The organism is Nostoc sp. (genome assembly GCF_036917415.1).
Classification (GTDB): Bacteria; Cyanobacteriota; Cyanobacteriia; order Cyanobacteriales; family Nostocaceae; genus Nostoc.
Map to the genome: position 1 here is coordinate 55,058 of NZ_JBALDJ010000113.1, position 23,253 is coordinate 78,310.

General features: G+C 42.4%; 19 protein-coding genes and 1 tRNA gene. 8 read left to right on the top strand and 12 right to left on the bottom strand.

Features of this window, described 5'->3' with window-relative positions:
* Positions 1–139 precede the first annotated feature (139 nt).
* Together V7K41_RS24885 and V7K41_RS24890 are read right to left on the bottom strand one after the other, a co-directional pair.
* The gene (locus V7K41_RS24885) at positions 140–568 is read right to left on the bottom strand and encodes a DUF2358 domain-containing protein (protein WP_334852525.1); all 429 of its coding nucleotides are present in this window, start codon (positions 566–568) and stop codon (positions 140–142) included.
* A gap of 12 nt (positions 569–580) precedes the next feature.
* The gene (locus tag V7K41_RS24890) at positions 581–1,735 is read right to left on the bottom strand and encodes a glycoside hydrolase family 10 protein (protein ID WP_334852528.1); all 1,155 of its coding nucleotides are present in this window, start codon (positions 1,733–1,735) and stop codon (positions 581–583) included.
* 432 nt (positions 1,736–2,167) lie between these two features.
* On the opposite strand from V7K41_RS24890, the gene uvsE reads away from it, so the two are divergent.
* The 6 genes from uvsE to V7K41_RS24920 all read left to right on the top strand — a co-directional run bounded on the left by uvsE (position 2,168) and on the right by V7K41_RS24920 (position 6,823).
* On the top strand, positions 2,168–3,115 hold the full coding sequence (gene uvsE, locus V7K41_RS24895) for a UV DNA damage repair endonuclease UvsE (RefSeq protein ID WP_334852529.1): 948 nt from the start codon (positions 2,168–2,170) through the stop codon (positions 3,113–3,115).
* Between the two features lie 19 nt (positions 3,116–3,134).
* The gene (locus V7K41_RS24900; RefSeq protein ID WP_334852531.1) at positions 3,135–3,998 is read left to right on the top strand and encodes an alpha/beta fold hydrolase; all 864 of its coding nucleotides are present in this window, start codon (positions 3,135–3,137) and stop codon (positions 3,996–3,998) included.
* 283 nt (positions 3,999–4,281) lie between these two features.
* Positions 4,282–4,737 carry a pentapeptide repeat-containing protein gene (locus V7K41_RS24905; protein WP_334852532.1) on the top strand — a complete coding sequence of 152 codons (456 nt, stop codon included), beginning with the start codon at positions 4,282–4,284 and terminating at the stop codon, positions 4,735–4,737.
* 324 nt (positions 4,738–5,061) lie between these two features.
* Positions 5,062–5,259 (top strand): hypothetical protein, encoded by a 198-nt coding sequence (locus V7K41_RS24910; protein WP_334852534.1) that lies wholly within the window; start codon positions 5,062–5,064, stop codon positions 5,257–5,259.
* A 188-nt stretch (positions 5,260–5,447) separates the two neighbouring features.
* Entirely contained in the window at positions 5,448–5,642 is a 195-nt protein-coding gene (locus V7K41_RS24915; protein WP_334852536.1) for a hypothetical protein, read from the top strand.
* The gene (locus V7K41_RS24920) at positions 5,639–6,823 is read left to right on the top strand and encodes an anion transporter (protein WP_334852538.1); all 1,185 of its coding nucleotides are present in this window, start codon (positions 5,639–5,641) and stop codon (positions 6,821–6,823) included. The genes V7K41_RS24915 and V7K41_RS24920 overlap by 4 nt, the downstream gene beginning before the upstream one ends.
* Positions 6,824–7,028: 205 nt before the next feature.
* Here V7K41_RS24920 and metK read toward each other — a convergent pair whose 3' ends face one another.
* Positions 7,029–8,303: a methionine adenosyltransferase gene (metK, locus tag V7K41_RS24925; RefSeq protein ID WP_334852540.1), complete on the bottom strand. Its 1,275-nt coding sequence runs from the start codon at positions 8,301–8,303 to the stop codon at positions 7,029–7,031.
* 263 nt (positions 8,304–8,566) lie between these two features.
* Positions 8,567–9,571 (bottom strand): phosphoribulokinase, encoded by a 1,005-nt coding sequence (locus tag V7K41_RS24930; RefSeq protein WP_292862757.1) that lies wholly within the window; start codon positions 9,569–9,571, stop codon positions 8,567–8,569.
* Between the two features lie 1,435 nt (positions 9,572–11,006).
* Here V7K41_RS24930 and petH point away from each other — a divergent pair.
* Positions 11,007–12,353 (top strand): ferredoxin--NADP reductase, encoded by a 1,347-nt coding sequence (petH, locus tag V7K41_RS24935; RefSeq protein WP_334852674.1) that lies wholly within the window; start codon positions 11,007–11,009, stop codon positions 12,351–12,353.
* A 212-nt stretch (positions 12,354–12,565) separates the two neighbouring features.
* Entirely contained in the window at positions 12,566–13,852 is a 1,287-nt protein-coding gene (locus tag V7K41_RS24940; RefSeq protein WP_334852542.1) for a homoserine dehydrogenase, read from the top strand.
* A gap of 46 nt (positions 13,853–13,898) precedes the next feature.
* On the opposite strand, the gene V7K41_RS24945 is transcribed toward V7K41_RS24940, so the two are convergent.
* The 8 genes from V7K41_RS24945 to V7K41_RS24980 all read right to left on the bottom strand — a co-directional run bounded on the left by V7K41_RS24945 (position 13,899) and on the right by V7K41_RS24980 (position 23,236).
* Positions 13,899–14,246 (bottom strand): M48 metallopeptidase family protein, encoded by a 348-nt coding sequence (locus V7K41_RS24945; RefSeq protein WP_334852543.1) that lies wholly within the window; start codon positions 14,244–14,246, stop codon positions 13,899–13,901.
* Positions 14,243–17,425 (bottom strand): type I restriction endonuclease subunit R, encoded by a 3,183-nt coding sequence (locus V7K41_RS24950; protein ID WP_334852545.1) that lies wholly within the window; start codon positions 17,423–17,425, stop codon positions 14,243–14,245. Before V7K41_RS24950 ends, V7K41_RS24945 begins: the two co-directional genes overlap by 4 nt.
* Positions 17,376–17,609 carry a PIN domain nuclease gene (locus V7K41_RS24955; RefSeq protein ID WP_334852547.1) on the bottom strand — a complete coding sequence of 78 codons (234 nt, stop codon included), beginning with the start codon at positions 17,607–17,609 and terminating at the stop codon, positions 17,376–17,378. Before V7K41_RS24955 ends, V7K41_RS24950 begins: the two co-directional genes overlap by 50 nt.
* A complete protein-coding gene (locus V7K41_RS24960; protein ID WP_334852549.1) occupies positions 17,609–17,935 on the bottom strand; it encodes a hypothetical protein in 327 nt (108 codons plus the stop codon). Before V7K41_RS24960 ends, V7K41_RS24955 begins: the two co-directional genes overlap by 1 nt.
* Before the next feature lie 581 nt (positions 17,936–18,516).
* A complete protein-coding gene (locus tag V7K41_RS24965) occupies positions 18,517–20,157 on the bottom strand; it encodes a type I restriction-modification system subunit M (protein WP_334852551.1) in 1,641 nt (546 codons plus the stop codon).
* Positions 20,158–20,201: 44 nt separating this feature from the next.
* A complete protein-coding gene (locus tag V7K41_RS24970; protein ID WP_442943273.1) occupies positions 20,202–20,708 on the bottom strand; it encodes a MerR family transcriptional regulator in 507 nt (168 codons plus the stop codon).
* 143 nt (positions 20,709–20,851) lie between these two features.
* A tRNA-Lys gene (locus V7K41_RS24975) sits at positions 20,852–20,923 on the bottom strand.
* A gap of 63 nt (positions 20,924–20,986) precedes the next feature.
* On the bottom strand, positions 20,987–23,236 hold the full coding sequence (locus V7K41_RS24980) for a sensor histidine kinase (RefSeq protein WP_334852552.1): 2,250 nt from the start codon (positions 23,234–23,236) through the stop codon (positions 20,987–20,989).
* Between the last annotated feature and the right edge of the window lie 17 nt (positions 23,237–23,253).

The following is a 23,253-nucleotide window of genomic DNA, read 5'->3' on the forward strand; positions in this document are numbered from 1 at the left end:
CGGTAATCAGAAGTGATTAACCTGACTTGATATTACACATCAGTTTCTTCTTAGATGCAGGAATAGGAAGCAAGAGGAATTATCTTGCTCCTTAGAGGTTGTTTGAAAAGTCGGAAGGATGGTAAAATATAACAGCTAATTAGCGATCTTCTTGCCTTTGCCAAAACTGCCGTAAAATCTCCCCTGGTTTTCTATCCCAAGTGTCTATATGCTCGTATATCAAATTATTTGGATTGAGTTTATACGTCGAATAGCCATTAAAAAATAACCCTGCTTTCCAGGGAACGCGCAATACTCCACGCACCGTCCACTTTGCTAAAATCGTGTCTTCATCTGACTGATAAACTTCATGGAGATCAAAGTAAATCTGAGTAAAAAATAGCCGAGCGTGAAATCGTAAAGTCCAAAATATAATGCGATAGTTAAATTTATATTTGAATGTATTCACCGGGTCTTTAAAATAGATATCCTGTGTATAAATTTGATACGAGATATCTTTTTCAAAAAGTGTTGGTAAATCTTCTTTTAAAGTATTAATTACCTGTTCCACTGGCAATTTATATTCCACGCGCCTTTTCCCTTAAAAAATCTTTTTTAACAAATTTTCCACTCTTGGCCAAATTGAAGATGTCCTCTGATGACTCACGCGACCTGCACTCAAATCTAACAGAGTAGGAAACGATCCAGACTTAGCATAAGGCCCATTTCGCAAAACTTTAGCAAGGGTATTGTTATTCTCGCGCAAACCTTCGTAAAAAAAGAATACCTCTCCTTGAATACCAAGTTGACGATTGTATTCAATCGCCTGCACCAGATATTCTGGACTAATACAGTAAGAGCCAAGCTTCATCAGGATTCCCGATGCTAACTTGGGCAATGTCGCATCTGTGAACTGCTGGTTTACCAGTTTATCAGCGATCGCAGCGTAACTTCTAAAGTCACGGCGATAAATCTGCGGCTGAATCATATCAACTATTCCCCGCTTCAGCCATGCGGGCGAGTCTTGCAGATATTCCTGGAATGCCCAATCATAAATATTAGGTGCGATCGCTACTAATAAATTAGGATTCACCGCTTTCACCTCCTGGTAGAGACGCGCCAAAAACTCAGTGAGAATATCTGCACGCCACTGTAACCATTGCCTATCCTTGTGGTTGTGTGGTGGATTGCGATCGAATTCCTGACGATAGCGACTGACAGTTCCCCCATCGTAGCCACCTTCAGAGGGTAATGCTGGCAAGCGATCGTCTCCTTGAACACCATCCACATCATAATTCTTTACAACTTCCAGCACCAAATTCAACAAGAATTCTTGCACTTGTGCATCGAGGGCATTTAACCACTCAAAGCCGTTTTTCTTCAGTAAGTTACCGTTGCGATCGTGCGCAGCCCATTCCGGCTTTTTCTGTAAAAGTACACCACCATTCAAATTGTAGGAACTGGCAAAACCGTATTCAAACCAAGGAATAACTTTCAACCCAACTCGCCGCGCTTCAATCACCACTTCTTCTAAAGGGTCGCGGCCTATAAACATTGGGTCAATTTCGACTCCAAAAGTCTGCCGCATTGTTTGACTAGGATATAAAGTTACTGCCTTATTCCAAACAACGGGAAACACCACATTAAATCCCGTCTCGGCCAGGAAATCCATCGCCTCAGCAATGCGTTCCTTCGATCTGAGAACTTTACTATCAGTAGTAGTCAGCCAGATACCACGGGTTTCAATTATTGCCATTTCTATAAAATTGAAATTCTTGGCACTACACCATCTAAACATTGACTAGCCGACGATACCGCACCCGTATTTATTATTGTGTAAATTTCATAGACAATCAAACCTAGTGCCACAATGCCTAAAAGCCATCCTCGTCCCAATCATAGCACTGGGCATTATTTACCGAAGTTAAATTATACCAATTCGTAATTCGTAATGACGCTCTCTACGAGACGCTAAAAGCGAACGCGAACCCGCTAATGTAATTCGTAATTAAGAAAGTTAGATATGGCATGGCCTTCGGGATTTGAATGTGTTGCCTCATTTTAGAGAATTGGTATTAGTGGAGTGTTGTGACTTAAGAGTTCATTCTTTAGATAGTCGTAAGTCAGTGGTAGAACTTGTTTAAATTAAAAAATCTTCAAAATAGGCAACAGTTAGTAAATATAGTTAATGACTGTAATCAAGTTTCAAAATTTACCGAATGCAGAGCAGTGTCAAAAGACTACAATACCCAACTTAGGGCTAGTTTGCATTACCTCTGATAAACAAGTGCGCTTTCGGACAATGACGCGCACACGATATTTAAAACTGGACTTTAGTGAACGTGAAAGCGCCCTGAGTGAACTGTATCAACATAACTTGCAACGCTTGCATGACGCCCTCTTATTTTGTCAGCAAAATAAAATTCAACTCTATCGGATGTCTTCTGCTTTATTTCCCCTAAGTGACTTAGAAGACGAAATCGGGGCAAATATATTAAAGACAATGAGCGCTGATTTAGCAATAATCGGTCAACGAGCAAATGCATTGAGCATAAGAATGGTGTTGCATCCAGATCAATATGTAGTGCTAAGTTCTGATTCTCCCTCAGTGGTACAAGCAAGTATCAAGAACTTAGCAGCACATTCCCGTACACTTGATTTACTGGGCTTACCGCGATCGCCTTGGTCATTGATGAATATTCATGGTGGCAAATCTCAACGTCCTGAACAACTAATAAAAGTAATTTCCGAACTACCAGAAAATATCAAAAGCCGCTTAACTTTAGAAAACGATGAATACGCCTATAGTGCCAATGAAATTTTAGCAGTATGTCAGCAAACTGGCGTGCCAATGGTATTTGATGCTCATCACCATATTTGCTACGAAAATTTAGATAGCTACGATCGTCCGAGTGTAGCATCCATGTTTTATGCAGCGCGAGAAACTTGGACAAATCCAGATTGGCAATTAGTCCATATTTCCAATGGTGAACAAGCTTTCAATGACAGAAAACACAGCGACTTGATTACCGATATGCCCAACGTCTACCACCAAGCACCGTGGATCGAAGTCGAAGCCAAACAAAAAGAAAAAGCGATCGCATATTTGCGCTCTTGGTGGCTGATGAAAACATAATGTTGATATTTGATCAATTATGTCTCTAATAGAAAGTTTTTGGAAACACGATTATATAACTACTAATGGGGTGAAACTACACTACGTAACCCAAGGCGAAGGCCCTTTAATGTTGATGTTGCATGGGTTTCCTGAGTTTTGGTACTCGTGGCGGCATCAAATACCAGAATTTGCCCAAAATTTTAAAGTTGTCGCCCTTGACTTGCGTGGTTACAACGATAGTGATAAACCAAATGAGCAATTAGCTTATGTAATGAAGGAGTTTATCAAAGATGTTGAGGGAGTAATTAAGGCCTTAGGATACCAAAAATGTGTATTAGTTGGACATGATTGGGGTGGTGCGATCGCTTGGGCTTTTGCTTATGCTTATCCCGAAATGGTAGAGCAATTAATTATCCTTAATATGCCTCATCTTGGCAAATTTGCCCAAGGCTTACGCACTCCCCAACAGTTACAGCGAAGTTACTATATCTTCCTCTTTCAATTAGCTTGGATACCAGAATTATTCTTACAATCTTCAGACTACCAAGCAATTGAAACAATTTTTAAAGGTACAGCAGTTAACAAGAGTGCTTTCACTAAAGCGGATATTGACGCATATAAAGATGCTGCTGCAAAACGCGGTGCGCTTACAGCAATGTTGAACTATTACCGCAATGTTTTTCAGCAGAGAATGTTAAATCCAAATTGGGGCGTTCTGGAAGTGCGAACACTAATGATATGGGGAGAAAACGACACTGCACTTGGCAAAGAACTAACCTACGATACCGCAGTTTATGTCAGGGATTTTCAAATCAAGTACATTCCTAATTGTGGCCATTGGGTGCAGCAAGAACAGCCGGAATTGGTTAATCAGTATATACGAGAATTTCTGAGGACTTAAGCTAAACCATCAATTGATAAAGTATAAATACTTATCAAAGTTTACTTTTAAAAAGATTTAATAGTGATTTAAGAGTGACACTTTTGGAGTAATTATTCGGTAAAAATCGCCAAAATTTCGTAATTAATGGCATTTGTGACATCACTTTTATTTGTGTTTAAGATCGCAATTAACTTGTCAGGAGATAGATTGTCACAAGATACATTGACCTCACAAAGTTTAGTGAGATAATAGAGCTGTGAGGGACAGAACGGACGCAACTCGATTATTAAGGGGGAAAATTATGAAACTCCAGCTATTAGCGGCCATGGCCTTAGCAACACCCCTATTTTTCGCTAGCTCGGTTAGAGCCGAGAATCCACAGGATTTACAAAAGCTGCTTTCAACTGGGGAATGTGTTAAGTGCGATCTATCAGGAGCTAACCTTAGTGGTGCTCATTTAATTGGTGCTGACTTGAGAGGCTCGAAGCTCCAAGGAGCTAAACTTGTAGGAGCTAACCTCGAAGGTGCTGACTTAACTGGTGCAAACTTGGCAGGTGCTAACCTAACATCTGCTTATGTAACTAATGTGAATTTGAAGCAAGTTAATCTCAACGGAGTAAATTTTACTCGTGCTACGATTCATGATTCTAATGTGTATCAAGCATCAATGAACGATCTAAATCTTACTGATGCGGAAATATTTAACACTGGAATCGGGATTGGTGGAGAAGACGCTGAAATTCCCGATTGGAAATAAGCCTAACTGAGTACACAGCTAAGAATCAATACAACATAGGTTTTGGCGGGTTTTAAATCAAATAAACTAGTTTTTTACCAAAATTATCCTTAAAACCTGCCTCTACAAAAATATTAAGAAAAATGAAACCCCTCTGCTTTGTAATCACTTTACTATGGTAAAAGCAGAGGGGGTTTCTTATGGCAATACCGTTCTGTAGAGACTTTGCACTGCAACGTCTCTACATTAGTTGTGAAAATATAGCGGTTATCAGTATCTTTGGCACGATTTTTGTATAAGAGTATTGTTAGCTCTCCATAGCTTACAAAATGTCACTAAAGACTTATGCAAAAACAGCGAAGACCGAGTGAGAAGAGTTTGCGATCGCTTAATTCCTTGAATGTGTTTCTTGCGGATGTGCGCGATGGTGTTGGGCCATATTTGAGCATTTATCTGAAAGCTTCAGAAAATTGGAATCCTGTTCAGATTGGAATGGCAATGTCACAGAATTTTTGGTGTGCTTTCAGTGTTGATGGTAGCTGATTTAACTAAGGGCACTGTACGCTTTAAGTAAGTGGGCAGAATAAAACCGAACTGTGTGAAGAAAAGTAAATAAAGCTCAAACCCTTTTTCCCCCTGCCCCCTGCCTTATCCTAACGATAATTATTTACGCCCACCTACTTAATGTTACCCAAGGGATTCTCAACACTACCATTGACATTGGTACAGGTTTGAGCCATGTGAAAGCTTGGTTTGCGGTTAAAAGTGCTGGTTACAATGTTGGTTTTTTGATTCTAGCAGCGATGCCTGCGGCGGGCTATGCCTACGCAGTTGTAGCTTTGACAGTTTTTTGGTTCTGTGTACCTGAGACAAAAACAGGAGTTAATAGAAAGGCATCACGTCACAAGAATCTAGCAAAATCATGATTGTTTTCAGATACATTATCATTGGGCTGACTTATATAGGTTTGGGTTTAGGATATCTACCTGGTTTGCGGATGAACCGAGCCAGTATTGCTTTAGTTGGTGCATCTTTGCTGATGGCATTCGGGGTATTAGACCTCAAAGAAGCATGGCTTGCCATAGACTATAAAACGCTGATTTTCCTGTTTAGCATGATGATAATCAGCACAAACTTAGCTTACGCTGGTTTTTTCCAATTAACCCTTGATACAGTTACACACTTTACTCGCAGCCCTCTGGGTTTGCTAATTGTTTTAACTTTTGGCAGTGGGATTCTCTCTGCTTTTTTTCTGAATGATACCATTGCTCTAATTTTGATTCCTTTAGTTCTTGGTTTAACCCAAACTTTGAACCTCAATCCTATTCCTTACTTACTTGCTTTGGCAGGAGCAACTAATTTAGGTTCAGTAGCTACCTTAAGTGGTAATCCGCAAAATATTCTAATTGGTTCGTTCTCTGGTATTAGCTATCTCGATTTTGCAAAAGCATTGACTCCCATAGCATTAGTAAGTTTGTCGATCCAAATTGCTTTATTGTGGTGGCTTTATCCTGATGTCCGTTCTACTAAGTCTTATCCGAGTGTAACCTCCGTGCGTTACCACATATTTCAACCGTTACTTACTAAAAGCCTATTAATAACAGGAGGGCTATTAATTGCATTCTTAATTGGAATACCCCCAGCCCAAGCAACACTCGTAGCTGCCAGTTTACTGTTTATTACTAGGCGAATCAAACCGCAACGAATTTTAAATAAAGTAGATTGGGATTTACTAGTGATGTTTTCTGGACTATTTATTGTTACCACTGGAGTAGAAAAATTAGGAATATTGAATTTATTTAGCAGTTTAGTTTATAATCGTTTGAGCATATTAGGAATTACTGTTCTGCTTTCAAATTTAGTTTCTAATGTTCCCGCAGTATTGTTATTACAACATTTACTTCCCCATCCAGACACAAAAATCTGGTTACTATTAGCAGCAGGATCTACCTTAGCAGGTAATCTAACTTTGTTAGGTTCAGTTGCTAACTTAATTGTTGCTGAGGGTGTTGCAAAACTTGGTTATCAGTTATCATTTTGGGAACATTTACGTTTTGGTCTACCACTAACTATCCTGACTCTCATCCTGGCTTATTTTTGGATTTAGTCATTAGTCATTAGTCATTAGTCAACAAGTCTACGGTACGCTGAACAAACATGGGTAGAGTATTCTGAATTCGGAATTCTGACTCCTGAATCCTGTTTTCTTTTTCGATATTCAGGTGGTTACTAAAAAATAAGGGTATTGGTAACTTGTCAAGTTGCCAATACCCTCACGTAGATAAACTAAGTTTTTACAGTAGCGTATAAGTCTAAGTCAGTGCCTGAGCAACTACTGCCGAAAATGACTCATTCGCTGCTTGCTTCAACAACTCGGCTTTATCGGTCTGTTCCCAAGGCAAGTCTAAATCAGCCCGCCCAAAATGACCGTAAGCCGCGACGTCCTGATAAAAACGTCCGCCTCGTTCACTTGGTAAGTTCCGTAAGTTGAATGTATGGATAATCCCTGCTGGACGCAGTTCAAAGTGTTGGTTGATTAATTCGAGTAAGGTTTCTTCATCCACTTTACCGGTGCCAAAGGTATCCACTAGGATACTTGTTGGTCGCGCTACACCAATAGCATAAGATAGCTGGATTTCAACTTTTTCTGCTAACCCGGCAGCGACAATATTTTTTGCGACATAACGAGCCGCATAAGCAGCAGAACGGTCTACCTTCGTGGGGTCTTTGCCAGAAAAAGCGCCGCCACCATGTCGTGAATAGCCACCATAGGTATCAACGATTATTTTCCGTCCTGTCAGACCAGAGTCTCCTTGAGGACCACCAACGACAAATTTGCCAGTGGGGTTGACTAAAAAACGTGTTTCCTGATTAGGTTTAACGTCAATGTCGCCAAAAACAGGTTCGACCACTGCTGACCAGAGGTCTTGTTTAATTTTGGCTTGTACCGCCGCCTCATCTGTAATTTCCCCAATATTGGCTGTATGCTGGGTGGAAATTAGAATCGTATCAATACCTACTGGGCGCCCATCTTCGTAGACCACAGTTACTTGGGTTTTACCGTCAGGACGCAGGTATGACAATTCACCTGTTTTACGGACTGCTGCCAATCGGCGAGCAATGCGGTGGGCGAGACTGATGGGTAAAGGCATCAGTTCTGGTGTTTCGTTGCTGGCAAAGCCAAACATTATACCTTGATCGCCCGCGCCAATTTTGTCGAATTGTTCGTCACTATCTTGTTCGCGGGTTTCTTGGGCGGTGTTAACGCCTTGGGCGATATCGGGTGATTGTTCGTCTAAAGCCAGCAGAACGCTGGTACTGTTAGCGGAAAAGCCATTGTCAGCATTGGTATAACCAATTTCGGCAATTTTTTTCCGGGCAAGATTGACGAAATTCACATTGGCTTTGGTGGTTATTTCACCAGTGATTAGCACCAAACCAGTATTAACTACGACTTCAGCGGCGACACGACTGCTAGGGTCTTGTGTCAATAGGGCATCCAGAATAGTATCAGAAATCTGATCGCAGATTTTATCTGGATGACCTTCGGTGACTGACTCAGAGGTAAATAGATATCGACGAGACAAAGGAAATTCCTCCATCGAGAGTTTTTTCGCTGACTAAATGTAAGCATTTAGTTCAACTACTAATTTATGAAATCATAACAATATTTATACTTCAGTCGTTAGTATCTTCTTGATATTGATAAAAACCACTAACTATAAGGTAAATATCCGTAAGTAAGATAAATGTATGCTAATTATTTTTTAGTTAAAATGTATTTAATAACACAAAAAAAAGGGGAACACCCGGAAGCGCCCCCACAAGCTTTGACACAAACACCGCTGCTTTAAACCTGAACTGCTAACTTTGCTTCCGTAGCTGTCAACCGCTCATAAGCAGCACGCATTTTCAAACCTGTAAGCACTTGGAAGAAACCAGTTCCATTATTGGAACCTGGATACTCACGGTGCTGGAGTAACAAATGAGTCAATTCACCCTGATATTTAGTGGATGTATTGCTGAGATGGGTTTCGATGTAAATGACTTCTTCCAAGTTGTCAAATTGACCATCCACCTCTAGTACTGAGACATAGCGGCCGTAGTAAACATCTGAACCGTAGTACAGTTGCATACCAGGGTAAGAACAGGTCAGCTTGCGTCCACAAGGAGTCCAATTGATTGTTGACCCTTCATCAAATAGGTAGGTTGGATCGAAGCCTTCCTTACCTTCCCGTTGGAGCATACGTACCCGTAAGACTCTACGTTCGGTGTCGTTTTTGATCAAGTTTGTGGGCAATACCTGGAGAACCACATCCGCAAATTCTCTTTGTGGTTCGATAAATTTATCAAAGTCAGGTTTGCGGGAATTGATTTGCGCTAACACATCTTCGTAGCGATGACCGCGTTCAGCCATATCTCGCTGGATTTTCCAGGCAATTTTGACCTCATCGCTAATATCAAAATAAACACTGAAGTCGATTAGCGATCGCACCCGCTCATCATATAAAGGATGCAGCCCCTCAATAACTATAATGTGATTCGACTCGATCCGCTCTGGCGGATCGAGCAAGCCGGTTTCGTGGTTGTAAATCGGCTTATCAATCGCTTCACCACTTTTGAGCGCTTTAATTTGCTCATACATCAGATCAAAATTGTTTGCCCTGGGGTCTAGTGCCGTTATCCCCGTTTCTTTGCGCTGTTTGCGATCCAAGGAGTGATAGTCATCCAAGCAGATGACTGTCATTAAATCTTCACCAAACAAATCTATCAAACGACGCAAAAACGTAGATTTACCGCACCCAGAGTCTCCGGCTACTCCAATCAGTACCACGCGTTCTGGCTTTCTTGTCATAAATCTCCTCTAAAATACTAAAGTTGTGTCAATAATTTTTCACACAGCAGATTCTGAAGCCAGGAGTTTACCCCTTTGGTTTATCCTGCGTTCTTGCTACCTAGCACATCTATAAGACACCAAGCGGGTAGGCAACAAAGTAATCAGGAGGCAGGAGGCAGGAGGTAGGAAACAGGAGTAACCCACGTTTAAAAGCGTGGGACTTAAGCTGTAGATGCCTCGAATCTCGCGGCACTTTTCGCTCAATACAATTCTTATTTTTAAACTGGGCTTTTGACCCAGAAATAAAAAAAATTCATTCATACTTCTTTCCTCCTGTCTTGTCTACGACACGCTGCGCGATCTGCCCTTTGCCTCCTGCCTTCTCTTTTAAGTTGCTACTCGTCGGACTAGCCTGAGTTTTGGTGCCGGTAAGTATTTAATCCTAGTGATATATTTGATTTTAACAGAAGGGGGTATCCCATACAAGATTGCTGTCAAGAAGAATTAACATGGTTCATCAATCATTTTTTTGTTAATTTAGTTGTTAATTTAAAAATGGGGATCAGCACCGCCCATCAGCGTTGTACCTTTATCACTCTGCTACTTGTGACTCTATAGAATCAAAACTATAAGGTATAATTTATTATTGCCGCAAATTTTCTAATGTTCCTAAATTGTAATTCCTGCTCGACAATACTTAATATATTCAAAGCAAAAATCTATCCAACGAATGAGGAAACAACTTGCATTACTCAAATTATTGGCTGTAAATTTATGGATATGCTCATATAGAAGCGTTGACGTTATGGCAAAGTACTGATACAAGGTTGACAGATTTTTCGCATCAAGTGAAACTAATTACAGTTACTTGAATTACGATTCTCTATCTTGTTATGTTTGTAGCTGGAGTTGTCCTGGTTATGTAATTATCTATAGATAGGTAATGAAGATAGCTAACAACATTCCAGAAGAGTAGTAGATTTGGAGAAGTAAAACCAATCGTGAAGAAAACCTTCCTCTCTTGGCATTCTCCGATTTAAACCCTTAGAGTAAGCAAGCACAAGGACAGATTTTGGAGGTAAAGTGAGTGATAGCTTCTACCGATCAAAGCAGTTCTCCGAGAATATCTCCTATTGTGAGTTGCTCATTGGGTGCTAAGGTAAAAAGCTATCTCCCTGATGGGGGTGGTAGTTAACGAAAAAAAGATTAAATTGATTCATTATTAACATTCTCCACAAGACTTATCCTTTACCTTAGAAGGTGAACAGGTGTGTTTTTTGCTATGCCTGCATGTCTTTGGTGAGTGTACTTAGCAAGGCATTAATTTAATGATGCCGTTTTTCCTTCTTTCTCCAGTTTTGTGAAACGAAAATCCGGTAAACTAAAGCTGGCAAGGTAGGGGAATAGTTTTTTTTGAAAAACGGTTAAGTAAATTATCGGAGTGGTAGAACGAATGTACAATCAAGGTGCTGTTGAGGGTGCTGCCAACACAGAATTAGGTAGCCGCATCTTCCTTTATGAAGTAGTGGGTTTGCGTCAGAGTGAAGAAACCGATCAAGCTAACTACCCAATTCGGAAAAGTGGCAGTGTGTTCATCAGAGTGCCTTACAACCGGATGAATCAAGAAATGCGACGTATCACTCGTCTAGGCGGCACAATTGTTAGCATCCAGCCTGTAACTGCTTTAGAGTCAGTTAATGGTAAAGCCTCATTTGGAAGTGCTACAAGCGTTGTCAGCGAGTTAGCTACATCTGGGGAAACTGCTAACAGTGAAGGGAATGGTAAAGCCACACCTGTAAATGCTGATAGTGAAACCAAAGATTTCGCTAAACCACCAGCACAAGAACAGCTCAAGAACAAGGACAAGAAAGGCAACACCATGACTCAAGCGAAAGCCAAAAAAGACCACGGTGACGTTCCTGTTAACACTTACCGTCCCAATGCTCCGTTTATTGGCAAGGTAATATCTAATGAACCGCTAGTCAAAGAAGGTGGTATTGGTATTGTTCAACACCTTAAATTTGACATTTCCGCTGGGGATTTGAAGTATATAGAAGGTCAAAGTATTGGGATTATTCCACCAGGATTAGACAAGAACGGCAAGCCAGAAAAACTTAGACTCTATTCCATCGCCTCAACTCGTCATGGCGATGATGTGGATGATAAGACAGTATCATTATGCGTCCGCCAGTTGGAATACAAGCACCCAGAAACTAGCGAAACAGTCTACGGTGTTTGCTCAACACACCTGTGTTTCTTAGAACCAGGGGCAGATGTAAAAATTACAGGGCCTGTGGGTAAAGAAATGTTGTTACCCGATGACCCTGATGCTAATGTGATCATGATGGCAACCGGAACAGGTATTGCCCCGATGCGAGCTTATCTCTGGCGTCAGTTTAAAGATGCAGAAAAAGCAGCTAACACAGAATACGAATTTAAAGGATTCTCTTGGCTAATATTTGGTGTGCCGACAACTCCAAACCTTTTATATAAGGAAGAACTGGAAGAAATTGAACAAAAATATCCTGATAACTTCCGCCTCACTCCTGCCATCAGCCGAGAACAAAAAAATCCTCAAGGTGGTAGAATGTACATCCAAGACCGCGTAGCTGAACATGCTGATGAATTGTGGCAGTTGATTAAAAATGAAAAAACCCACACCTACATCTGCGGTTTGCGAGGTATGGAAGAAGGTATTGATGCAGCCTTGACTACTGCTGCTGCTAAGGAAGACGTAACCTGGAGTGATTACCAGAAGCAACTCAAAAAAGCTGGTCGCTGGCACGTAGAAACCTACTAAGTGCTGAGTACCGTTAGCGGATAGCTAAAGTTTAGCCCGTGCTGAGTTCTGAGTTCTAAGTTATGAATGAGTAGGGTGGGCAGTGCCTACCCTACAATTGTTTTATATAGATGGCTGAGGAAAGAGTTCTCAGTTCTGGGGGGTAAAGTTACTTGTTACTACTCAGCACTCAGCACTCAGCACTCAGCACTTAAAAATGAATTGGGTGCAAAATGGGTGTGAAACTAGGAATACTGGGATTAGGCACTGTGGGAACGGGAACAGTGCAGTTGTTGCAAGATAGCGCTGGGCGTCACCCATTGTTGCAAGAAATAGAAATTTATCGGGTGGGAGTCCGATCGCTAGATAAACCTCGTGCAGTAGAATTGTCTACGAAAGTCTTAACCACAGATTTAGAATCTATTGTCAACGATCCGGCGGTAGATATAGTTGTTGAGGTGATGGGTGGACTGGAGCCGGCGCGATCGCTCATTCTCAAAGCTTTAAGTAATGGTAAGCATATAGTCACAGCCAATAAAGCAGCGATCGCCCGCTTTGGAGCAGAAATTTTCACCACTGCCAATCAAGCTGGCGTATACGTGATGTTAGAAGCCGCTGTAGGTGGTGGTATTCCAGTGATTCAACCCCTAAAGCAATCTTTAAGTGTTAACCGAATTCACACTGTAACAGGCATCATTAACGGTACAACAAACTACATCCTGACACGGATGCAAACAGAAGGCAGCAACTTCAATGATGTCTTAGCTGATGCCCAGCGATTAGGTTATGCTGAGGCTGACCCGACAGCTGATGTTGATGGCTTAGACGCAGCTGATAAAATTGCCATCCTTGCATCATTAGGTTTCGGGGGACGCATCAACCTACAAGATGTTTATACTGAAGGGATTCGGCAAGTGAGCAAAACAGATATTGCCTACGCCGAAAAATTGGGATTTGTGATTAAATTGTTAGCGATCGCTAAACGTGATACTCCCTCATCCCCCCTTTCCGTCAGAGTTCATCCTACTTTAGTGCCTCAAGCCCACCCTTTGGCTAGCATCAACGGCGTTTACAATGCCATTCTTGTCGAAGGAGAACCAATCGGCCAGGTAATGTTTTTTGGCCCCGGTGCTGGTGCTGGTGCAACCGCCAGTGCTGTCACGTCAGATATTTTGAATTTAGTTGCTGTCCTCAAAACTAATACAGCAGTTACAAATCCATTATTAACTTGTGGGCATCAGGAATACTGCCAAATTGCGCCGATGGCAGACTTGATAACTCGGTTTTACGCCCGTTTCCTCACCAATGACCAACCCGGAGTTATCGGCAAATTAGGGACTTGCTTTGGCAATTATGGCGTTAGCTTAGAGTCAATTGTCCAAACAGGCTTTCAAGGAGAACTAGCAGAGATTGTGGTTGTTACCCATGATGTGCTAGAAGGCAACTTTCGGCAAGCTTTGGCAGAAATTCAGAATTTCTCTGCGATCGAAAGCATTCCTAGCTTACTGCGTGTACTTTGAGATTAGAACCATAACGATATAAGACCTTTAAAGGCAGTTTTCCTCATCATCCCACAAAGCCCTGCAATCGCTTCTCCCTCTCTTTCCAATCAGGCAAATAAGCAAACATAAAGCACTTAAAGACCTTACCGTGATTGGGAACGAGGAGATGCACAAGTTCGTGAACAATGACAAACTCACCCAATTCTTTTGGTAAATCTAGCAGTTCAGTATTCAGCGTTAAGCGTCCTGTAGTAGAAATAGATGCCCACTTGCGCTTCATTGGACGCAGTTGGATTTGTTTGACTTGGACTTTAATGCGATCGCTCCATTCTCCCACAGCGTCCTTAAGTGCTTGCGCGTCTTTCCATTGCGTTGCGGCTTCGAGTTTTTCTGGTAAAGGAGTCGTGTTCATGATTCGACTCGTTCGAGTTTCAGCAGGTTGTTGGTGACTTCAATGGTTTGCTCGACTGAGCTTGTAATAGGATAAATAGTAGCGTAAAGTTCGGTTCTTAAATCAATTTCCTGACGCGCATCCCACCAGTAATCAGGGAAGTTGCTATAAATGGCGTTGATGGCTTCGGCTTGGTTGATATCAAGGCGATCGCCTGCTTGCTTGATGATAGTGTAAATGGCAAAGGTGTTTTCATCAACCTTGAGCCGTTGCCGTTCTGCTTCTGCTTCTACGCATTCATTGGCAATTTCATCTAGTTGGGCTAAAGCTTGTTGTGCCTCTATTTGGCGCTTTTCAAAGCTGGCGCGGACAATTTCTGCACGTTCGCCAATGTTTAGCAAGAAAGGCGATCGCTGACTTTGCTCTTGTACTGCTTTCAACAATACCTTACTCAAGTTTAGAACTTTTACTGTATCCGTTGTACTATTTTGGCGGAATTGTTCTAATTGTTGGGCATTGAGTTCGTGGATTGTCCCTGGCATTTCCAACTCGCCGATTGTAACGTTGCGGCGTACCAGTTCTTTGGTTTTGGCGGTGAGTTCAATATCAATGTAGGGACTGGTATTGTAAGCAGCGCGTATCGTTCCGTAAAGCCTAATCACTGCTTGATAATTTTCCATGAAGGGACGCAGGTCAGGGTCAGGAGACAAAATTTCGTAAATTAATTGTAGTTGGCGGACAAATTTAAAGAACTTCTCGCGCAAATCTTTATCTGCAAAATGAGCCGCCGCCCGTTCTTTTGCTTTGTCGTCCCATCCCTTAGCTAGCGGTAAATACTCAGGTGCAGTATTTCCCATCATCGTTTGCAGTTCGTTTTTGATCGCATCAATATTTTGGATGATGTCGTTAACTTCTCCTGACTCAAAGGCCAGGGCTTGCTCTAGTTTGTCGCCAAAGATACCGATAAAATCTAGAACAAAGCCGTAGGGTTTGACTAATCCTTGTGCATCTTCATAAGGGCGATTTACACGGGCGATTCCCTGCAAGAGAACGTGGTCGCGCATCGGTTTGTCGAGATACATACAGTAAAGTATCGGCGCATCAAACCCCGTCAGTAGTTTCTCGGTGACGATGAGAATTTTCGGCAAGGCTTTGCGGTAGTCTTCGTAAAGTTGGCGAATTTTTGTCACAGCATCAGCATCGCCACCGCAAAGGGTTTCTAAAGTTTGGGCATCTTCAGCAGAACAATAACCTGTAAAAGTTAGGGTTTTGCTGGTGTCGTAGTTAAAATCTTTCGGGCGAGATTCGATAAAGTCGATTACTGCATCCGGTAAGGATATTCTGGCAGAAACGACGGATTTTTTAATAAAGGCTTTGCGGACTTCTTTCTCTTGGGCATCAGTTAGGTTGTACTCCCGCAGTCCTGCGGCTGTAGTCCGGGAATAAACGACGGTTGAGTATTCGCTAGGGAGATATTTATCTAAGGCTTGTTTGTAAAGTCTACAAGCTTCCCGATCTACACCAACCATAAAAGCTTTAAAGCCCATTGGTTCAACGTAGTCGCGGAAGTGTTCGGCGACAAATTTAGCGACTTTATTTACTCTATCTTCACTTTTGAGAAACTCTTTTAATTTAACTGCGCGATCGAGAATGCCATCAAGTTCTTCTATGTCGTTGATGCCTTCTGCGGCTTTGAGTTGGAGAAATTCTTTTTCTAAAATTTCTTGGGGAACGCGAAACTCTGATTTCGCAAGGGCATAATTTAGCTTCAGGGTTGTACCATCTCGTACCGAGTCGGCGGTTGAATAAGAATCTAGGCTGTATTTGGGGTCACTAGGTTCGCCGAAGGTTTGGAAAGTGTTTTGTCCTTTAGCTACTTTAGTGACAGGTGTACCTGTGAAACCGATAAATGTGGCGTTGGGGAGGGCAGCCATCAAATATATGCCGAAATTACCGCCTGTGCTGCGGTGTGCCTCATCGACTAAGACAGTAATCGTAGAACGCTTATTTTCTACTTTCATCTTGTCGAATTTGTGAATCATGGCGACGATTAACCCGCGATAATCATCTTGGATGAGTTTTTCTAAGTCAGCTTTAGTGTTTGCGACCTCATAGCTTTTGATGCCATAAGCTTTGAGGTTTTTGTCTAGTTGGTTTTCTAGTTCGTTGCGGTCAACAATCATGATTACAGTATTATCGCCGCTAATATTGCGGAGTTGGGCGGCAACTGTAATCATGGTGAGGGTTTTACCACTGCCTTGGGTATGCCAAACTAGTCCGCGTTTTTTATCCGGGTCTTGGATGCGTTGCAGGACTTTTTTGACTGCACGGGTCTGGTGTTGGCGTAAAATTACTTTGGTTAAGCCGTCATCGCGTTCTAGGAAAACAATGTAATATCTAAAAATCTCTAAAAAGCGTTGATGGTCGAAGAAGGTTTTGATTTTCTCTTCATAGTCGCCTTCTTCGATGATTTTGGAACCTAACCCCCCAACCCCCTTCCCTCGTAGGGAAGGGGGAGTAATCTTGTTCCCCTCCCCTTGCAGGGGAGGGGTTAGGGGAGAGGTCAGTTTCCATTCAAACAAGTTTTTGCGGTTGGTATTCCAGGTTAAGCCATACCAGAAATTCCACAGTTCTGTGACTTCAAAGATTTGGGGAAAAGCAAGCAATTCGGGGGTTTGGTTGTGGTAGCGGCGAATTTGGTCAATGCCTAGTGCTAAACCATCAGTTTTCTTTTCTCCTTTGGTTTCCGCAATGGCAACGGGAATACCGTTAATGAGAAAAATAATATCGGCGCGGTTGGGAAATTTTACGCCTTTTTGCGACCATTCATCTGTGACTTGGAAGATGTTATTTTCTGGGTTGTTAAAGTCGATGAGGGTAATGTTTCTGTCGCGGTTTTCTTCAGTGACAAAAATAGATTGTTTGCCTTGCAACCAGTTTAAAGCTTCGCGGTTGCCTTCGATGGTGTTGTCAATGTTTCGCAGGCGGCGCAGAATTTCATCTATATTGTTAGAGGTGACAACGCCAGGATTTAGTTTAATTAGTTGACTGCGAAGAACATCGGCAAAGTAGCGTTCTTTGAGCTTTTCCTCTCCCTTGCCTTCCCGCCGTTGTAATGCTTCTTTTCGAGTTAGGTATTCCCAGCCAACATCATAAGCATATTTCAGCATCGGTCTTTGAACGGCGGAGGTTTCGCTCATACGTAAGTATCCTGTCACCATGAAAATCTCGCAATATAAAACACGCTTCAGTAATTACTGCTTCACAAGTAAAGAAAGGGTAAGCTAGATTAGCGACTTCTTTAGTAGCCCAACGATGATATTGTTCCCGATTATTAATTAAGGCAACGAGGGGGCCAGTATCAATAATAATATTTTGCTTCACTACCTACCGAACCCTTCTAGATACTTTTTATTCGTCGCCAAATCTCCGGGGCCTCCATTAACACAGCCAATAAACTTCTTAGCAGCTTCTAAAAATGAAACTTGTTTTTCGCGATCGCCAGAGTCTCCACCAACGCAGCCAGCAAACTCTTTGGCTGCTTCATAGGCAGAAATAGGTTCTTTCTCTTCTTTATGTTCTACATCCTGCTTTTGCTTCTCCTTATACTGCAAAAACTGAATAAAATCAATTACCTCCTCCTGCTTCTCAGAAGATAACTTTCTAAATTCATTAATCACTACTTGTTCCTTATCAATTGCTTGAGTCATTGCTGTATCCTGGATAAAAATAAAAATAAGAAAACACTTATAACTGATTTAAATTTTAGCAACTTACACTCTACTACTCATTGCAGACAAACTTAAATACTGAAGAATCAGCAAGCGTAAATAGGCTAAGATCCGCAAATAAGCCTTTGTACCCTGATATTCTCCATTACTACCAAAGTAAATAACAATTCTACCAGACCTAACCCCCAACCCCTTCCCCACTAGCCTTGGGAAGTAAGCCTTAAAGCCTCTCTCCTTGTAGGCTAGGGTGTACACACAAGTATGATCAGCATCAATACGGTTCGGTTAACGTGTTTATTCCTCGAAGATCCCCCCAACCCCCCTTAAAAAGGGGGGCTTAAAACCCTCTTTTACCCCCTTTTTAAGGGGGTCGCCGTAGGCGGGGGGATCTTAACCGAACCGTATTGTGACCAGCATAGGTTTCAATTCTAGTAGTTTTGTAGGGTGCGTTATGGACACGCCGAAATAACAAATGAGTACGCCGAAATAACAAATGAGTACGCCGAAATAACAAATGTGTAGGCGTAGCCAGCCGTAGGCATCGCCTTATATGAAAAACGCTATAAATTCAACTTTGCTAACACCTCAGCTAAATCTTTATCAGCCCATTCCCTGTCTTGTCTTGCTACTGCTAAATCTGTCAAAATATCCGCGATCGCCCGATGAACAAACTTATCGCTAACATCCACAAACTGTGACGGACTAAGATTATAATCCGCCTTCCTCAACTCCTCTAACTTAACAACCTTACTCAGCTTCTCCCGCGTTTCCCAATTGCGATAAACCTCACCAACCGCCTTAATCCCTTCCTTCGTCAAAATATTCTTCGGATCGCCCTTGACAAAATAATCAGCAGCATTAATCAGCAAAAACTCGCCCTTACGATTGAGAGGTTTCAGGCGATTTAACAAAATTACCACCCCTGGCGCAGTCGTGTTATAAAACAAATTTTCAGGTAGCAAAATCACCCCTTCAACTCTGTCTTTTTCCACAAATTCCTTGCGGATGTCTCTTTCTTGATTTTTGTTCTGACTCCCGGAACCGCGAGACACCGCACCTGTATCCAAAACAACCGCCGCCCGTCCGTTATCTTTCAGCGATGCCCAAATATGCTGTACCCATCCCCAATCTGCGGAAGATTTTGAGGCAATTCCGTCTTTAAACCGTTCAAAAGAATCTTCTTCGTAAGCATCTGCGCCGTAGTTGTCCTGATTCCACATCGGATTAGCAACCACATAATCAAAGCGCATCACCTTTTTGTCAACCGTAAATTTAGGTTGTCTAAATGTATCGCCAATCTCAATTTGTGTATCAGTAAAATCCTGCAAAAACATATTCATTTTAGCGATCGCGAAAGTTGTCCAGTTCAACTCTTGCCCAAATAACCGAGGTGCTTTACTCTCCTCCCCTGGATGCTTGCGGTTGAATACCAGACGCGGCTTAGTCAACAACCTACCCGATCCACAAGTCGGGTCATAAATCTTCGTGTAGGGTTCGGGGTCAATAATTTCCGCAATCAACCAACCCACCTCTGATGGTGTGAGAAACTCCCCCGCACTTTGCCCCTGTCCTTCGGCAAATTTCCGCAGCAGATACTCATAGGCTTCCCCCAAGACATCCGCATTGGTATTCTTTAACCCCAACCGATGCCGACTGATGACTTCAATCAAGTCCTTTAAATGGTCATCATCCAAAACACGCTGATTGCTTTGCTTCTCGTTATAATCTTTGAGCGTTAGCGTTCCCGATAACCCAGGATTGCGCTTTGCCACTTCCCGCATTGCCGTTGTCACAAACTCTCCTAAGCCATCTTTAGGATGAAAGCGAATCGCCTCCCAACGGTATTGGTGCGGGACATAGTAACGCACAATCGGCTGACGATTGTTTTTAATTGCATCTTGATGATCCGCTTCAATGAAAGCACGGGCTAAGTCTCCAGCCCCAAACTTCTCGGCGCACTTTTCATACTCATCATCAAACACATCAGACAGCCGTTTGTAGAAAATTAGCGGCAAAATAAAATCTTTGAACTTTGGTGCATCTGTCGCGCCTCGTATCTTACAAGCAGCATCCCACAGCCATTGTTCCATTGCGGGAATATCCAAGCGATCGTCAGCTTGCGCTAACTGTAGAAGTGGTAAATCTCCAGAACCGTTATTCTCTGCTGGCTTTTTACTGTTTTTCCTGATTCCACGCGGCACTATACTTAACTCCTGCGATGCTTCTATCTTATGAAAGAGAATTTCTATTTTCCTAGTTTCTCGGCTAATTGTTGATAAATGATATCTAACCACACAGGAATCACAGGTTGACCTTGTTCTAGGGATGCGATCGCTTTTGTTCTGTCAAACTCCACAAGCTCAAGCAATACCTTCTCTTCTCCTGTCGGAGACGCTGCGCGAACGAGAGGCTCCGCCAACGGCACGCCTAACGGCGAACGCTGCTGCACTTGGGACAATAACATAAACCGCTTACCTTTACCTGAAATAAATAACTCCGGCTCTTGGTCTTTCAGCTTTTTCAGCCTGGTGCTGGCTATGTCAAAACTTAACCCCACAGATAGCCAATATGACATTGCAGCCAGTTCCAGCAAATTGGATTTTGAGTAATAAATACTACCTTCTGTCCTAGTATCACTGATTACAGGAACAATCACCCCCCTCTCTCGCCAATACTGTAGTTGACGAAGGGTGCAGCCTGTGATTTCAGCAGCTTCCTTGCTTGTAAAAAATGTCTCCTGCGTACAATTTATTTTACAGAAGACTTGTTTAATACAAATTTAATACAAATATGTTAGTATTAGATAATATTGTTTTAAGCTGATGAGCGAAATTACTATTCTGTGTCGTTTAGTAGCCAATAAATTTGTTCGCCAACAACAAAATACTTAAAAAGTGGGTGACGAGGGATTTGAACCCGCAACCAATAGATTAAGAGTCTACTGCTCTACCGTTGAGCTAGTCACCCACACGAATCACAATCATAGCATAACTTCTGGCAATTTAGCTAGTGCCACACCCAAAAAACTAATTAAAAGGGGAATTTGACGGTGAAGGTGGTTTGACCTGCTGCACTCTCTACATAAATTGAGCCGCCTAAATGTCTGACCATTTTCTGCACTAATGCCAATTCCAGCCCTGTGCCGCTATGTTTCCAAGGATCGTGTTTGGAAAGGTGATAAAAAGGTTCAAAAATCCGTGAGAGTTCATTGCTGGTAAGCTCTATTCCCGAATTGGTAATATTAAGCTCGACTGTATCCCCGATCGAGTGAGCAGAGACTGCGATCGATTCCCCGGCTGGGGTGTATTTGCAGGCATGGTTGAGCAGTTCGGTGACAATCCGCTCCAAATCAGTAATATCTGTCTCCAAAGGTGGCAGCGCACGATCGACAGTCAGGTTTAACTGCTGTCGCTGGCAAATGGTGAGGTGTCGAAAAGACTCGATAATCGGGTGAAGCCAGCTTTGAAAGTCAATGGCAATCAAGGTTGGGGGATCGGGTTCGGCTTCGAGATATGTGAGTGTGAGGAGGTCGTTAATTAACTTGTTTTCTCGCCCACACTCGTTATGCAGAATCTGCAAGAGTTGCGGCACTATTTCTATTTCTGATATTTCTGCTGGTGTGAGGACACTTTCGAGAGTTTGGACTGCAAGGCTAATGCTAGTTATTGGTGTCCGCAGTTCTTGGGATAGGGTTCTGAGAAATTGATTTTTGAGCCGATCGCATTTTTCTAGTTCTTTTACCTGTGCCTGGTTTTGTTTGTAAAGCTGGGCTTGACGAATGGCGATCGCACATTCATTTGCTACCTGCTGCATTAGCTCAATTTCAAATTCGTCAAAAGCCTCTTGTGATGGCCTTGTCAACCAAATATTTCCCAAAATCCCTTGAGTATCAAAAATTGGACAAGCCATCTGGGACATAACTAGCAACTTTGGTTCCCATCCTGGTACAATTTCCAAAAATTGCAATGGTTGTTTTTGCAACAGCGGCTGATAAACTTCAAGATGGTCTGCAATCTGTTTAGTTAATCCTTGACACTGGGGTAAGTTAATGCTGTATTCGTAAGTAATCGTAACTAGAGTTTGGCAGGTACTATAGAGTTCAATTTGGCAACGCTCAAGGTTTAGTAACTTTACTAATTCCTGGGTAAGTATCTGCAACACCTGAGTTTGATCCAGACTGTCGCGGATTTGTTCTGTCATACGTCGCACCAAGGCTTCAAAGTTTCGCACCTGCTGCAACTGACTGATGTGCTTCTGCTTCTGTAACTCCATCTTGGCTTTGAGATCCTGGAGTTGCTGATGAAGTTCTGCCTGTTGGACTGCAATGCCGATTTGAGTTGCCAACTGCTTGAGTAAGTCAGTTTCCATTTGCTGCCATTGACGCGATTCAGAGCAATGCTGGGCAATCAATAGCCCCCACATATCTTGCTCTTGGAAAATCGGCACGACGAGATTGGCTCTGATCTGCAAAGATGTCAGGAAATCTATATGGCAAGGATGCAAGTCGGCTGCATAAATATCTTCGACAACTTGAATGCAACCTCGTCCGTAGTGTTCTGGATGTTTGCCACTCAAGCAGGGATCGGTGATGTTTTTTCCCAATAGGGGATCGCTGACAGCTACAGTTGATTCGGCAATGATTACTCCACTACCATCAGCCTCGAAACGATAAATCAACACGCGATCGCAATTCAAAAATTGTCGCAGTTCAATTGTAGTCTGATGCAGAATTGTCTCTAATTCTACAGATTGGTGAATTTGTCCAGCGATCGCTTCTAGCAGTTGCTCTCGTTCAACCTGGAGTCCAACTGCTTGTTCTGCTTGCTTCACAGGGGTAATATTGCTACTAGTACCAATCAATCGATAAACCTTGGAGTTAGCATCCTTTAATGGGGTGAGAGTCGTACTCCACCAAGTGGGAACTTTCTGGAATTGCAAACATTGTTCGTAAGAAATAGTTGTGCCGAATCGCACGCAGTCAGCATAATGTTGACGCACCTTTGCAGCATCAATAGGAGAAAGAATATCCTCTGGTTTTTTGCCCCGGAGATCGTCTGAGCGAATCCCTATCCACCGTTCATGAATGGGATTAAGGGCCACATATCGAAAATCTCCATCCTCCAAAACATCAACTATAAATATTGATGCCTGTACAGAATCGTACATACTTAGTAGAAACTGATCGCTACTACTTTTTTCATCTACTTCTGTGCCAAAAAGAATTTGAGGTGGTGATAATTTTGTCAACTCCATAGTTGATTCCACTGGATTTATATTCATGCGAGAGTCCCACTCTT